Source organism: Proteus appendicitidis (assembly GCF_030271835.1).
In the GTDB taxonomy this organism is placed as follows: Bacteria; Pseudomonadota; Gammaproteobacteria; order Enterobacterales; family Enterobacteriaceae; genus Proteus; species Proteus appendicitidis.
In genome coordinates, this window is sequence record NZ_CP127389.1 from 292,331 (window position 1) to 306,927 (window position 14,597).

The 14,597-nt window shown below is 37.9% G+C and carries 12 protein-coding genes; 6 read left to right on the forward strand and 6 right to left on the reverse strand.

Annotated elements, in window-relative coordinates:
• The first annotated feature begins 163 nt into the window (after positions 1-163).
• Positions 164-643: an Hcp family type VI secretion system effector gene (locus QQS39_RS01505; protein WP_023583601.1), complete on the forward strand. Its 480-nt coding sequence runs from the start codon at positions 164-166 to the stop codon at positions 641-643.
• A 28-nt stretch (positions 644-671) separates the two neighbouring features.
• Here the strand turns inward: QQS39_RS01505 and QQS39_RS01510 are convergent, their stop codons facing one another.
• The 3 genes from QQS39_RS01510 to QQS39_RS01520 all read right to left on the reverse strand — a co-directional run bounded on the left by QQS39_RS01510 (position 672) and on the right by QQS39_RS01520 (position 3,782).
• Positions 672-1,088, reverse strand: a complete 417-nt coding sequence (locus QQS39_RS01510; RefSeq protein WP_285805261.1) for a DUF1240 domain-containing protein — start codon at positions 1,086-1,088, stop codon at positions 672-674.
• On the reverse strand, positions 1,081-1,917 hold the full coding sequence (locus tag QQS39_RS01515) for a hypothetical protein (protein ID WP_285805262.1): 837 nt from the start codon (positions 1,915-1,917) through the stop codon (positions 1,081-1,083). The genes QQS39_RS01510 and QQS39_RS01515 overlap by 8 nt, the downstream gene beginning before the upstream one ends.
• A 416-nt stretch (positions 1,918-2,333) precedes the next feature.
• Complete coding sequence (locus QQS39_RS01520) at positions 2,334-3,782, reverse strand: NAD-dependent succinate-semialdehyde dehydrogenase (protein WP_285805263.1); 1,449 nt, start codon at positions 3,780-3,782, stop codon at positions 2,334-2,336.
• Between the two features lie 249 nt (positions 3,783-4,031).
• Between QQS39_RS01520 and bamJ the strand changes: the two genes are divergently transcribed.
• Together bamJ and cysQ are read left to right on the forward strand one after the other, a co-directional pair.
• A complete protein-coding gene (bamJ, locus tag QQS39_RS01525) occupies positions 4,032-4,652 on the forward strand; it encodes a BamJ family beta-barrel-assembly machinery protein (protein ID WP_006535733.1) in 621 nt (206 codons plus the stop codon).
• Positions 4,653-4,794: 142 nt separating this feature from the next.
• Complete coding sequence (gene cysQ / locus QQS39_RS01530; RefSeq protein ID WP_196735889.1) at positions 4,795-5,535, forward strand: 3'(2'),5'-bisphosphate nucleotidase CysQ; 741 nt, start codon at positions 4,795-4,797, stop codon at positions 5,533-5,535.
• Positions 5,536-5,587: 52 nt separating this feature from the next.
• Here cysQ and QQS39_RS01535 read toward each other — a convergent pair whose 3' ends face one another.
• Entirely contained in the window at positions 5,588-6,148 is a 561-nt protein-coding gene (locus QQS39_RS01535) for a YtfJ family protein (protein WP_285805264.1), read from the reverse strand.
• A gap of 283 nt (positions 6,149-6,431) precedes the next feature.
• Between QQS39_RS01535 and QQS39_RS01540 the strand changes: the two genes are divergently transcribed.
• Entirely contained in the window at positions 6,432-6,638 is a 207-nt protein-coding gene (locus QQS39_RS01540; RefSeq protein ID WP_100159789.1) for a DUF1107 domain-containing protein, read from the forward strand.
• Between the two features lie 93 nt (positions 6,639-6,731).
• Here the strand turns inward: QQS39_RS01540 and paeA are convergent, their stop codons facing one another.
• Together paeA and msrA are read right to left on the reverse strand one after the other, a co-directional pair.
• Complete coding sequence (paeA, locus tag QQS39_RS01545; RefSeq protein WP_151434010.1) at positions 6,732-8,114, reverse strand: polyamine export protein PaeA; 1,383 nt, start codon at positions 8,112-8,114, stop codon at positions 6,732-6,734.
• Positions 8,115-8,264: 150 nt separating this feature from the next.
• Entirely contained in the window at positions 8,265-8,903 is a 639-nt protein-coding gene (msrA, locus tag QQS39_RS01550) for a peptide-methionine (S)-S-oxide reductase MsrA (protein ID WP_151434011.1), read from the reverse strand.
• Positions 8,904-9,029: 126 nt separating this feature from the next.
• Here msrA and tamA point away from each other — a divergent pair, with 126 nt between their 5' ends.
• Positions 9,030-10,772, forward strand: a complete 1,743-nt coding sequence (gene tamA, locus QQS39_RS01555; RefSeq protein WP_196735819.1) for an autotransporter assembly complex protein TamA — start codon at positions 9,030-9,032, stop codon at positions 10,770-10,772.
• The gene (gene tamB / locus QQS39_RS01560) at positions 10,769-14,596 is read left to right on the forward strand and encodes an autotransporter assembly complex protein TamB (protein WP_432711548.1); all 3,828 of its coding nucleotides are present in this window, start codon (positions 10,769-10,771) and stop codon (positions 14,594-14,596) included. Before tamA ends, tamB begins: the two co-directional genes overlap by 4 nt.
• Position 14,597 lies beyond the last annotated feature (1 nt).

Below are 14,597 nucleotides of genomic sequence, written 5' to 3' on the forward strand. Positions count from 1 at the left end.
GATTTTTTTAATTAATTATGTGGTCTAAAGAGAATAATAAAATAATTCATGTGAAAGTTATTTAATTAGTAAGTATACTCATATTTATTTAGTGATATATTAAACTAAGTCTATTCATTTTTTATTACCTAATATTTAATTAATTTTTTTAAAAGGAATTTTTATGGCATATCCTATTTATTTAACTTTAAAAGGGAAAGTCCAAGGGTTAATTTCTGTTGGTTGTTCATCTCTTGATTCGATAGGAAACCGTTATCAACTTAATCATGAGGATGAAATTCAAGTGATTAGTTTAAATAATGGTTCTTTTCGTACACAAAATGCATCTTATCAACCGGTTATATTTACTAAACCCATAGATAAATCATCACCACTACTTTCAACAGCCCTAGATAACAATGAGGTATTAGAAGCAACATTCACTTTTTATAGAACAAGCCAACATGGGCAACTTGAAAAATATTATGAAATTAAACTGACAGAAGTTTCTCTAATTGAAGTTTCTGATATTTTCCCTGATTCAATAAATGATAATGAATCAATGCCATATCAGCGTATTCAAATGAAATATACTTCAATCTCAAGAAATCATTTAGTCGGTAATACCTCTAGTTACAGTATTAATAGTGATATGATTAAGTAGGATTTACAACATAATTAAAAGATATGTGCTATTTACACATATCTTTTGATATAACATATTCGCTTGGTGCAAAGATTGATTGTTTATAGCAAATATAATATCCCTTAGAGACTAAATCATATCTGACATAAAATGAAAAAAAGAAACTAAAAACAATTCCAGCTATTGCAATAATAGCAAGATAACCGGCGATTTTATTATTCATTTTTTGTATTTTTTTCTTATATGCACAAAGAAAACCATAATATGAAAAATAAAAAGTTAAAGGAACCCCAAAGCAGAGTAATCCGGTCTGAAATGAGAATGCTATTCTGTCTTTCATTAAAAAGTAATCTATATAATTAATTATTGAGTAATAAAGTCCAAAAAACGATAAGAGTAAAATACATAGAGAAGATAGTATTAAATTAACCGGTTTTATTTCTATTTTTTTTATTTTATCCACGGCTAAGTCTTCCCCATTGTGTAAAAAATTGATCAGGATGATAAGGTGTTTCAGGTTTTTTGTCTCGATAAGATTTTAGATTTTTAATTATGGTTTCACTTATCTTAAATTCATCATCTAATTTATATAGGGCAATCGCTACCACTAGACCCACAATAAATACACCTAAAGTAACGACTATAATACTTGTTCCTCCTGCTAATGCAGCTGTTACTAAGCTACCCGTGAGTAAAGTTGTCATTTGCATACTAATAGCCAATTTTGCCATATCCATCGTTATATTTACGAAAAAATTGGTGAGATCATATTCATCTCTAAATATTAGCTCTACAATTCTATAAGCTGCTGAAAAGACAATTGCAAAACGTGCTCCCCCAGTTGAAACTGAATTCATTCCTTGGGTTCCTACCCCCATATATATAATACGAGGATTATTTGCTAAGTATCGAGTTGCATTTAAATAAGTTCTAACGCCCGCATGACCTGAAATTCTTATATAGACATTTCCATTTTTACCTACATATTCAGTCGCTGTGATATTAATATTTCTAAACTCATTAATAATCCTTTCAACTCTATATAATTCATAGATATTTCCAGAATATGATGAAACAATATCACCAACACTAAATAAAGTGTCTTTCGATGATTTATAAGGTGTTGGGGTAGATAAGTTTTTTAGAACATAATCAGCTTCTTCAATGGTGATAAGTGCTGCAACATTTTCATCATCTTCGGTATCATTAAGGATCCGTTCAATTCTTTTCTTATTGTTGTATTGTTCTTCTCTATCCCAATCAATAACGGTGGTATCGTATATATAGCCCATATAAAAAGATCCTTTTTTTATAAATTTGGATTAGATTAATAAAATTTATAGTTTTATGCAATTAAAAATATTCGTTATTAGATTAACCAATTAAAAAATTAGCTTAATGCTATATGGGTTTTTATTTCTTATTATTTCATATTTTATGATGATTATTTTGATTGTTATGGTATTTATTTTCTTTATCTTTTTAATTTTATTTAAAGAAATAATATCCACTCTTATAAGAGAAGTTGTTTTTATTTTTATATTAGTAATAAATAGATTAAGGATATATAAATTCTATTTTTTATCTTTTTGTTAAATAAGGGATTTTAATTTTTTTAGATAATAAGAGAAAATAATAAGAAAAAAGAGTAAGAAAAAAGTAGTAGCATCCATGCTGACTTACTTTTATAAGTTGGGTTAACGATTATTTATAATCCTTGGCAGAGATACTTCATCTCCATATAGTCTTCAATACCGTGTTCAGAGCCTTCACGACCTAAACCTGATTGTTTAATTCCTCCAAATGGCGCAACTTCATTAGAAATTAAACCCGTATTAATGCCCACCATGCCGTATTCTAAATTTTCAGCAACACGCCAAATACGCTGTGGATTTTCACTATAAAAATAAGCCGCTAAACCATAAATAGTGTTATTGGCTAAATGTACTACTTCATCTTCATTTTCAAAGATAACTAAAGGTGCTACAGGGCCAAAGATCTCTTCTTCAAGGATATGGCTATCGGCAGGTACATTACCCACAACAGTAGGCTGGAAGAAGTTTTCACCCGCTTTATCACTTTCACCACCACAAAGTAGTGTCGCACCGCGTTTTAGTGTGTCAGCCAGTAAAGATTGTGATTTTTCAACTGCTTTGCGATTAATAAGAGGTCCAATAGTGACACCTTCTTTAAAACCGTTTCCTACTTTGAGCTTTTTGACAGCAGCAACAAAACGTTCACTAAATTGTTGGTAAACATCTTTATGAATATAAAAACGGTTAGCACAAACACAGGTTTGCCCTGCATTGCGGAATTTAGCGCCCATAGCCCCTTCAACGGCTTTATCAATATCGGCATCGTTAAACACGATAAATGGCGCATTGCCGCCCAATTCTAAAGAGACTTTTTTTACGCTATCAGAACATTGGCGCATTAATAAACGTCCAACACCTGTCGAGCCAGTAAAACTTAATTTGCGAACACGGTTATCAGAGGTAAAGACTTCGCCAATTTTAATGGCATCACCTGTAACAATATTAATCACACCCGCAGGAATACCAGCTTGAGCCGCTAATTCCGCTAAAGCTAATGCGGTGTAAGGTGTTTCATTGGCAGGTTTAATCACCATCGTACAACCCGCAGCTAATGCTGGAGCGGCTTTGCGGGTGATCATCGCTGCTGGGAAGTTCCAAGGTGTAATAGCAGCACAAACACCAATACCTTGTTTAATCACCATCAAACGTTTGTCAGCAGAAGGTGAGGGAATAATTTCACCGTTGGTTCTCTTTCCTTGTTCTGCAAACCACTCGATAAAAGAAGCCGCATAAGTAATTTCACCCTCTGCTTCAGCAACAGGTTTACCTTGCTCAAAGGTCATTAGTTCAGCCAATTTTCTTTTATTTTCAGTGATTAATCTAAACCAGTTTTGCAATAACGCTCCGCGCTGATGTGCTGTAAGTGCGCGCCATTTTGGTAAGGCTTTTTGTGCAGCATCAACAGCCATTATTGCTTCTTGAGTTGCCATATTGGGTACAGTACCGAGCAAAGTACCCGTGGCAGGATCGATAACATCAACGGTTTCGTTATTTTTAGCATTACACCAAAGACCATCAATATAGCCTTGTTCGCGGAAATAGGGATTTGTCGTTATCTTCACTTAATACCTCTCTGAACACATTATATATTGATATTTATAAGGCTAGGCAGTTTAGTGCCTATTTGTAATTATATGCCTGTGTTGTGATGTTGTGAAAATAAGTATGACAAATGCCAATAAAAAAACGTTAAAACGCGGTGAATAGAGTCAATTGCTTACGTTTTTAATGAATCTCAAGGCTGAAGGTTTACGCTGTACCTTACCACTGTTATTCTTGGATTTAACTTTCATAAAAAACAGGTATTTTTCATGTCAAAACCATCATTTGATTCTATTGAATCACAGGCAAGTTACGGTATTGGTCTGCAAGTCGGTCAACAACTGACTGAGTCAGGTCTTCAAGGATTAGAGCCAGCAGCACTGTTAGCTGGCTTGACCGATGCATTAGAAGGTAATGCGCCTTCTGTACCTGTTGAAACATTACACAATGCCTTACGTACTATGCACGAGCGTGCTGAAGCTGTGCGTCAAGAACGCCAAGCAGAACTGGCTGATGCTGGTAAAGTTTTCTTAGAAGAAAATGTGAAAAATGAAGGCGTTCAAGTTACAGAATCAGGTTTACAGTACAAAGTCCTGACTGCGGGCGAAGGTGCAATCCCTGCGCGTACTGATCATGTTCGTGTTCATTACACAGGGCGTTTAATTGATGGTACTGTGTTTGATAGCTCAGTTCAGCGCGGTCAACCTGCTGAATTCCCAGTAAATGGCGTTATCGCAGGCTGGATTGAAGCATTAACATTAATGCCAGTAGGCTCAAAATGGGAATTATATATTCCTTACCAATTAGCTTATGGCGAACGTGGTGCGGGTGCGGCTATTCCTCCATTCGCGACATTAGTATTTGAAGTAGAATTATTAGAAATTTTATAATTTCTTATTCTGCGGCAAATTAGAGTAAAAAATAGCTGGTTTTTGCCAGCTATTTTTGTCTCTATACTAAAATAAAGAGACAGTAGGGTAATTAATTTTTATAAGAGAAGTTATCTGCTTATAGAAATAAGAGAGGTGTATGATGTTAGAACAAGTCAGCAAATTAGCCCGCCAAGCAGGTATGGCGATAATGCAAATCTACCAGCAATCAGAGCCTATCCAAGTACAGGAAAAAAGCGATAATTCACCTGTCACAGAGGCTGATTTGGCCGCTCACCAAATTATCAAACAAGGACTTGCTTCTATTGCCCCTGATATACCTCAATTATCTGAAGAAGATCCCCCTGAATGGGAAGTTCGTCGTCATTGGGATCGCTATTGGTTGATTGATCCTTTAGATGGAACTAAAGAATTTATCAGCAAAAATGGTGAGTTTACGGTGAATATCGCCTTAATTGAAAAAGGTATTCCCGTTTTAGGCGTTGTCTATGCACCAGTTCAAAATGTGTTATATGCAGCTGCTAATAAACAAGCATGGAAAGAAGTGTGTGGTCGTAAATTACCTATTCATGCGAGCCGTGCTGAACCGCCAGTGATTGTGATTAGCCGTTCTCATCAAGATGATGAATTAAAAGAGTATTTATCTCAACTTGGTGAACATCAAACGGTGGCAGTTGGCTCTTCTTTAAAATTTTGTCTTGTAGCAGAAGGTAAAGCACAACTTTATCCTCGCTTTGGACCAACACACACATGGGATACTGCCGCAGGTCATGCCATTGCGATTGCCGCCGGCGCACATGTCACCGATTGGAAAGGAATAACGTTAGATTATTCTGCTAAAGAGTCGCTGATAAACCCAGGATTTAGAGTTTCTATTTTTTAAATAGACCAAATAAGGTTGTAGCCCTTTATATAAAAGGGCTATAACACAGAGATTATTCTTTAATTAAATCGTTGATAAGATTGATTGCAGTTGTAATTTCCGCACCGCTTAACACACCTTCTTTAACGAAACGAACCTTACCTTGCTTATCTAAAACAACAATAGCTGAACTCTCTTTCTCTAATCCCCAGCTTTTTAATGCTGCACCATCGGCATCAACAATAAACTGTGACCAAGGAAATTCTTTTTTACTGTCTTCAACACTGCCACGAACAAATGGACCTGTGCCAAAGACTGCATCATCAGTATTAATAATCGTTGTAGTTTGATAACTGGAGTGTGGAAATTTAGCCAGTTTTACGGCTTCAATAAACGGTGCATTCATCTCCTTCGCCTTGCTACGTCCTGCTATATGCTGAACAGTACGTACTTTTCCACTAAACAGACCACTATTCCAATTTTGGTAGCTAAACTTATCTTTGGTTGTGTCATAAAGTAGCTCGCCTTTGTCATTGATTGTGACAGCAGGAAGTACGGTATTTTCAGTGATGTTATGTGCAAATGCCCAGGTGGATGTGCTGAGTAAAAGAGCAGCTAAGGTTATTTTGTGCATAGCCATTGTCCTATTATTGAAATCGACGTTAGATTTTATCTAAGCATAGAAGCTAGTGAAGAATAATACCTCATCACTGATACATTTATTTAACATTGAGTGAGTAAAATAATGCATACGCTATCTTTAGTTATATTCTTTACTGTCAATAAATGTAAAAACAGATAAGAAAATCAAATAAGTTGAACCTAGTACTTATAATTAGGTCTTTAAATTTGATATATAAAGATAAGTCTTTATGACTTATTAAACTCAACAACGAGCATGGGAGACTAACTGAAAGATGAAAATCTTCAATCGCTATAACCCTGAAAAAATTGCTCTCTACGTTAAGACATTATTTCGTGGACGGTTTTACATCAAAGGAATGGGTGCATTTGAATTCGATTATGGCAAAATACTACTGCCTAAAATAAAAGATAAGCTACATTTTAATGTGATGAGTGAAGTAAACCAGCAAGTGGTTTTACTGAAAGCAGAACTGGGCTAACTTTTATCTGATAGATAACTGAGTCTTTCTCGTGCATACCTTCGATAAGACTCAGTTATTAATTTCAACTTGTTACTTGTTACCTATTACTTGTTAACTGACCGTTTTATTCTCATCTGTCTTGATATCGACTTCTGTTGTGGTCGTCTGTGTTACAGGAACGTGCTCTTGTAAAACAGGCTTCACAGGTGGAATATCATCAATTTTTGTCACAAGCAGTTGATCTATTTTGTAATTATCAATATCGACAACTTCAAATTTGTATCCTGAAAACTTCACATAATCAGTGCGTTTGGGAATTTTACGTAAGCGATACATCATAAACCCAGCGATGGTTTCGTAGTTACTTGAATCTGGGAAATCGTCGATATCAAGTACACGCATTACATCATCAATTGGCGTACCGCCTTCAACTAACCACGAGTGCTCATCACGGCTTACAATTTGCTCTTCTTGCCCCGGTCCAATTAAATCACCCATTAAAGTTGTCATTACATCGTTTAATGTAATCACACCCATCACCATAGCGTATTCATTAAGGATGATGGCAAAGTCTTCGCCAGATGTTTTAAAGCTTTCTAACATATCTGAAAGCGTTAATGTATCAGGAATAATCAACGCTTTACGGATATGAACACCTTCATTGAGATTTAGGCTTTGCCCGTTAATAACGCGATTAAGAAGTTCTTTAGAATCTACATAACCAATAATATGGTCGATATCGCCTTCACAAACTAAAAATTTAGAGTGAGGCTGGGTAGCAATTTTTTCTTTGATATCACTTTCAGTTTCTTCACGATCAAAATAGACCACATCTTCTCGTGGTGTCATTGCGGATGGTACAGTACGAGATTCTAATTCAAAGACATTCTCAATCAACTCATGCTCTTGTTTACGTAAAACCCCAGCAACAGCCCCCGCTTCTACAATGGCAAAAATATCATCAGAAGTAATATCTTCATTTCTAACCATCGGGATTTTAAATAATTTGAAAATGAGATCTGCCATACCGTTAAATAACCACACCAAAGGGCGAAAGAAGGCAAGGCAGAAACGCATTGGATTCACAATTCTTAATGCGATAGCTTCTGGTTTTATCATACCAATGCGTTTTGGCGTTAAGTCAGCCAGTAAAATAAACATTGATGTGACAATAATAAAAGAGCAAATCGACCCTAATTGTTGTGAGAGTGCTTCATCAAAAAATTGTAGGAAAAAGCTTTTTAATGAAGGCGAAAATGCAGATTCACCAACAATACCCGCTAATATAGCGACGGCGTTTAATCCAATTTGTACGACGGTAAAAAACATGCCCGGCATTTCTTGCATTTTTAATACACGAGCAGCGTTGATATTGCCCTCATCAACAAGTTGTTTGAGCTTAATTCGACGAGAAGCAGCAAGAGAGATTTCGGACAGCGAAAAAAAGGCGCTGATAGCACAAAGCAAAAGCACAATGAGTAAACTATTAAGCATATAAGGCTCACACCACCCCAAGTATTTAATCCAAAGGGTAATACTAGAGTGTTAAAAATAGAAGATAAATCAATATATTGTGATGAAGTTTTTCACAAAGAAAGATAAGAGGGCGCAATTATATCATCGCCCTGCTATTTTCTGCTAGTTTTACTTTTCAGGTGGGAAACAGATACCAATTCCCCCTAAGCCACAATAACCTTGTGGATTTTTATAGAGATATTGTTGGTGATAATCTTCAGCAAAATAAAAAGGCCCTGTAGGTTGAATTTCTGTGGTGATTGCTTCAGTAGCACCTTGAGCATTCATCGCTTGCTGATAACGTTTTTTGGACTCAATAGCTTGCGCATATTGTTCTGCATTAACGGTGTAAATTGCCGAGCGATATTGACTACCAATATCATTACCTTGGCGCATACCCTGTGCAGGATTATGATTTTCCCAAAAAAGCGCCAAAAGTTGTGAGTAGCTAATTATTGTAGGATCAAAAACGACTCTCACGACTTCACTATGACCCGTTAATCCTTGGCAAACTTGTTGGTAGGTTGGATTTTCTGTTACACCACCGCTATAACCTGCACTTGTTGAGTAAACGCCTTGTTGTTGCCAAAACAGACGTTCAACTCCCCAAAAACAACCCATCGCAAAATAAGCGATACTCATTTTTTCAGGAATATCATTGATAGAATGCCCATTTACTGCATGATTAGCAGATATTTCTAATGGTGTCGAAGTACCCTTTAAGGCATTCTCTGGTTGGTAAGCTTTATGTTGCAAGGTAGACTCCATTTTTTATATTTGTAAACGCTTTACTATGGTAAAGGTTTAATATTGTTATAAACTAAATCTACAATAAAGCTTAAAACAGTTTGTCGTCAATTCATCACATGGATTAAATCATATTGAGGAGAAAACGTGCCGAGATACTCCGTTATCTACGTTCTCTGTCTGTCTTTTATCGCACCCGTTGCCTATGGGGCAAATTTGCGTTTAAAAGTAGAAGGTTTAGAAGGGCAGCTCGAAAAAAATGCGCGAGTCCAGCTATCAAACATTACAACAGAAGAAGTTGCACCTGACGGGCGTTTTCGTGCGCGTGTTGAAAAGGCAATTCAAGAAGGACTTCGCCCATTAGGCTATTATCAGCCTACTGTGACATTCTCTTATCAAGAAAATACACCGCCAGCACGTTCGGTATTAACAGCAAAAGTTGAACCAGGTATTCCGATTTTATTAAAAGGAGTCGATGTGGTTCTCGAAGGCGGTGCTAAAACAGATAGCCAATATGCTAAGGTCATTAAAGAGAATACGCCGCCACTTGATAGCGTGTTAAACCATGGTGATTATGAAAAGCTCAAAGGTTCGCTAACGGGGCTTGCTGTTCGCCGTGGCTACTTCGATGCTGAAATGGAAAAAAGCCAGCTCGGTGTTTCTTTAGATAATCACGCCTCTTATTGGGATTTCGTCTTTAATAGCGGCGAGCGTTACCGCTTTGGTAAGGTGAATTATAGCGGTTCTCAAATCCGTGAAGACTATCTACAAAATATTGTTCCTTTTAAAGAAGGGCAATATTACTCCTCAGAAGATCTGGCAGAATTTAATCGACGCTTAGCGGCAACAGGTTGGTTTAACTCAGCACTTGTGACGCCTGATATCGCAAAAGCACGCAGTGAGCATTCTTACTTGCTCCCTATGGATGCGGTTGTCACTCCTCGCTCTCGTAACTACGTTGAATTAGGGGGAGGTTATGCAACTGATGTAGGGCCTAGGTTGAATATGCAGTGGAATAAACCTTGGATGAATTCTCGTGGTCATAGCCTGACGTCAGATCTTAGTATTTCTCAACCTGAACAATCTATTGGTGCGAAATACAAAATTCCATTAAAAATTAATCCATTAGAGCAATATTATGCGATAGACGGTGGTTTTAAGAGAACAGACTATAATGACACGCGTTCTGATACGACAACGCTGAACCTTTCTCGAAATTGGGATATGTCTACAGGTTGGCAATATAGCATAAATACCCGCTGGAGCCTCAGCCACTTTACTCAAGGGCAAGACACTTATACCACTATGCTGTTATATCCAGGGGTTAATGCGAGTCGAGTACGTCAACGCGGTGGCATGATGCCTTATTGGGGAGATAGCCAACGTTACTCTTTAAATTACTCAAATAAAATTTGGGGTTCTGATGTTGAGTTTTTAGCTTTCAATGCTCAACAAGTGTGGATACGTACGCCTTGGGATGGGCATCGTTTTGTGGTAAGAGGCAATTTTGGTTGGATTGAAACCAATGCTTTTGGGCAAGTGCCACCTGAACTTCGTTTCTTTGCGGGTGGTGATAGAAGCGTTCGTGGCTTTAAATATCAAAGTATTTCACCTGAAGATAGTAAAGGTAACTTAACGGGTGCCTCAAGAATGTTAGTTGGCTCAGCAGAATACCAATATAACGTGACCGGGAACTGGTGGAGTGCCGTCTTTATTGATAGCGGTGAAGCCGTTAATGATTTTACTCGTAGTGATTTTAAAACAGGTGCGGGTGCGGGTGTTCGTTGGGCATCACCAGTAGGCCCCATTAAATTTGATTTAGCATTACCTGTGAGCGACGTTGATAAGCGTAGACTCCAGTTTTATATCGGGTTAGGAGCAGAGTTATGATAAAAAAGTGGTTGAAATGGATTGCGCTAATACTCCTTATCATTATTTTGCTTACATTTGGTGCTGTAGCTTGGGTTTTAGGAACACAATCTGGTTTACATTTTGCTATTAACAGCGCAGCGCGTTGGGTTCCCGGTTTAGCCATTAAAGAGGTTAACGGAGGCTGGAAAGATCTACGTTTAACGGGTGTTGAATATCAAATGCCCGGTGTTGACGTGAATGTGGGAGAGTTATCATTAGGATTACGTCTAGCGTGCCTGACTGATAAACAAGTTTGTGTCGATACATTAGGCACACGAGATGTTGTTGTTAATGTTGATACTAGTGCTTTTCCCCCTTCTGAAGAAACACCTTCATCAGAGCCTTTAACAGAGCTTAATGCACCATTACCTATCTATTTAAATTCACTCTCATTAGAAAATACACATGTGAAGATTGACGATATGGCAATCTCGCTTGGTGAATTTAAAACAGGCGCACAGTGGGAAGGTCGTCAAGTTACATTAAATCCAACACTTATTAATGATTTGCTGGTGGCATTACCGAAAACACCAGAAGAAGGCAGTGTTGAAGCGGTTGCACAAGATGTAAACGAAGTTGTCACGGCAAAAACTCAAACTGAGCCAACAACTCAAGAAGAAAAAGAACAGGCTTTAGCTGAGACAATTAAAGCGATTTTTGCTAAACCTCTGTTAGCTGATTTACCCGAAATTATTATTCCTGTTGATGTAAATGTTGAAGGTATTGAAGGTAAGCAGTTACAAATAACAGGGGATACACCGGTTACGATTAACCAATTATCTTTTGAAGCCAATACGCAAGGTAAACAGGTTAATCTCACTAAATTAAATGTTGATGCACCAGAAGGTGAGATTAGTTTAAATGGGGGAATTACCCTAGATAAGCAGTGGCCTGTTAATTTAAATGTGAATGCGACTATTCGTGATGTGGCAGGGCTTGAAGATTTTAAAGATCAAAAAGCGACGCTTTCTTTACAAGGCGCATTACTCGAAGAGCTTAAATTAGCACTCTCTTTAACAGGAACGGTTACCGCAACTTTAGACGCTCAAGCGGAACTGGCAAAACCACATCTTCCATTAAAATTGACACTTGAAAGTCAGAAAGTTCGTTGGCCATTAACGGGCGATGTACAGTATCAACTCAATGATACTCGGCTGCGTTTAAATGGTCAGACAGACAACTATGATCTCTCATTACGCTCCGATATTGAAGGTCAGGAGATCCCGCCAGCTAAATTAATGCTAGATGCGAAAGGGAATGAAGAGAAAATAGAGCTGACACGTTTACGTTTAGCCGCTTTGCAAGGTCATGCGGATATTACTGGTGTTGCTGATTGGAGTAAGGCAATTAGCTGGAATGCGTTATTAACCATTTCAGGTATTAATACCGTTAAACAATATCCGGATATGCCCGCTAAATTAGATGGGCGCATTGCCACAACGGGCAGTTTATATGGCGGAAGTTGGCAATTACGTGTTCCTGAAATCACCTTAGATGGCAATATCAAAAATAATCTTATCAAAGCGAGAGGTAATGCTTACGGTAATGATTCTGGCCAATGGAATATCCCTCAGTTAAAACTTATTCTTGGTAAGAATAACCTCGATATTGAAGGGCATTTAGGTGATAAATGGGCATTAGATGCCAATATTAATGCGCCAGGATTAAATGGTTTAGTGCCTGGATTGGCTGGAGTCATTAAAGGTAAGGTTAATATTCGTGGTGATATTAATACACCTAAGATTATTGCTGATATCAATGCTCATGGTATTAAATGGCAAGATCAAGTCAGTATTGAATCCATCACAATTAAAGGTGATGTTCAATCAGACAAAGAGATTGGCGGCAAGCTAGCAATTACTGCTCGCCAGTTAAAACAAGCCGATTTAGTTATTCGCAATTTAACGCTGGATGCTGCTGGTACAGAAAAACAGCATAAACTGACGCTAAAAATGGATGGAGAGCCTGTTTCTGGCGGACTGACATTAGCGGGTTCATTCGATAAAGAAAAACAGCAATGGAAAGGAACGCTAAATAATACGGCATTTGATACTCCTGTGGGTGAATGGCGTTTAAATAAAGCCATGGCGTTAAATTTGTTGGCAGAAAAGCAAGAAGTCACCATTGGTTCTCATTGTTGGGTAAACCCAAATGCACAAGTTTGTGTTCCTAAAGCGATAACAGTGGGTGAAAGCGGATCTGCCGCAATTACATTGACACGTTTTGATCTCGCTATGATCAAACCTTTCCTACCAGCAGAGACTTCTGTTCGAGGCGTATTTACTGGCGATGCGACAGCAACTTGGAATTCAAAAGGCGGATTACCGAAAGCGTCTGTAAACCTGAAAGGGCAAGGTGTTGGTGTAAAACAGAATATTGATGGTACTGTTTTACCGATTGATTTTGATGCAATTACTTTAAATGCTGGTGTAAATAATGGCAAAGCCACATTGCAATGGTTGATTAGTATTGCGGGTAATGGTGATTTTAAAGGTAATGTGAATGTTGCTGATCTTGAGAAAAAACGCCAACTGTCTGGTACGGTTGATATTGATAATCTGACATTAGATTTAATCAAACCGTTCTTAGGGAAAGGTGAAATAGCTCAAGGAAGCGTGGGCGCTCAATTACGTTTAGGAGGAAATGCGCAATCACCGCTGTTATTTGGTCAATTCGGTATTAATCAATTAAAAGTGGTTGGGCATTGGATCCCATTTGATATCACCAAAGGAAATGTTGATATTAGCTTTAATGGTGCAACCTCTGATTTAAGTGGCAGAATCGAAACACCAGAAGGTTATTTAAATCTTACGGGTAATGCAGATTGGCGTAAATTAGAGGAATGGCGCGCTGTTGTGGCAGCAAATGGTAATAAGTTACGTGTTGCATTACCTCCGATGGTTCGTATTGATGTCAACCCTGATTTAGTGTTTGAGGCAAGCCCCCATTTACTGAAATTAGACGGTCGCATTGATATACCTTGGGCGCGCATTGTGGTGCAAGATTTACCAGAATCTGCGGTATCAGCGTCTTCTGATGAAGTGATGCTAGATAAAAACTTGCAACCTATTGCACCAAAAGAGACATCCATTCCAATTCAGAGCAATTTAGCGATTAATATTGGCGATGATGTGACACTGGACGCATTTGGGCTTAAAGCTAGATTGACGGGGGCGCTTAAAGTCAATCAAAATAAACAAGGGCTAGGTTTAAATGGCCAAATAGATATTCCAAAAGGCGCATTCAAAGCTTATGGGCAAGACTTACAAGTGCGTAAGGGACAAATCTTGTTCTCAGGGCCAGTTGATCAACCTTACTTAAATATTGAAGCGATTCGTAATCCTGAAAACACAGCAAATAATGTGATTGCTGGTGTCAGGGTGACAGGGCTTGCAGATAAACCTAAAGTTGAAATTTTCTCTGAACCTGCGTTTACCCAGCAAGAAGCGTTATCTTACTTGCTAAGAGGTGAAGGGTTAGATAAAAGTGGTGATGCAGACTCATCACAAATGACGGCAATGCTGATAGGCTTAGGTGTTGGTCAAAGTGGTCAGCTTGTAGGACGCATTGGTGAAACCTTTGGTGTTTCAGATTTAGCATTGGATACGCAAGGTGTGGGTGATAGCTCACAAGTTGTGGTCAGTGGCAAGATAACCAATGATCTACAAGTAAAATATGGAGTGGGTATATTTGATTCGCTAGCGACGTTAACTTTACGTTATCGCTTGATGCCCAGGTTGTATTTACAGGCAGTGTCTGGTATGAATCAGGCAATAGATCTGCTTTATCAATTTGAGTTTTAAA

What these genes read in the sequence shown, in the direction of transcription:
- QQS39_RS01515 (WP_285805262.1), bottom strand. Translation starts at nt 1,917, where the DNA reads ATGGGCTATATATACGATACCACCGTTATTGATTGGGATAGAGAAGAA.
- QQS39_RS01535 (WP_285805264.1), bottom strand. Translation starts at nt 6,148, where the DNA reads ATGCACAAAATAACCTTAGCTGCTCTTTTACTCAGCACATCCACCTGG.
- QQS39_RS01540 (WP_100159789.1), top strand. Translation starts at nt 6,432, where the DNA reads ATGAAAATCTTCAATCGCTATAACCCTGAAAAAATTGCTCTCTACGTT.
- bamJ (WP_006535733.1), top strand. Translation starts at nt 4,032, where the DNA reads ATGTCAAAACCATCATTTGATTCTATTGAATCACAGGCAAGTTACGGT.
- msrA (WP_151434011.1), bottom strand. Translation starts at nt 8,903, where the DNA reads ATGGAGTCTACCTTGCAACATAAAGCTTACCAACCAGAGAATGCCTTA.
- cysQ (WP_196735889.1), top strand. Translation starts at nt 4,795, where the DNA reads ATGTTAGAACAAGTCAGCAAATTAGCCCGCCAAGCAGGTATGGCGATA.
- paeA (WP_151434010.1), bottom strand. Translation starts at nt 8,114, where the DNA reads ATGCTTAATAGTTTACTCATTGTGCTTTTGCTTTGTGCTATCAGCGCC.
- QQS39_RS01505 (WP_023583601.1), top strand. Translation starts at nt 164, where the DNA reads ATGGCATATCCTATTTATTTAACTTTAAAAGGGAAAGTCCAAGGGTTA.
- tamB (WP_432711548.1), top strand. Translation starts at nt 10,769, where the DNA reads ATGATAAAAAAGTGGTTGAAATGGATTGCGCTAATACTCCTTATCATT.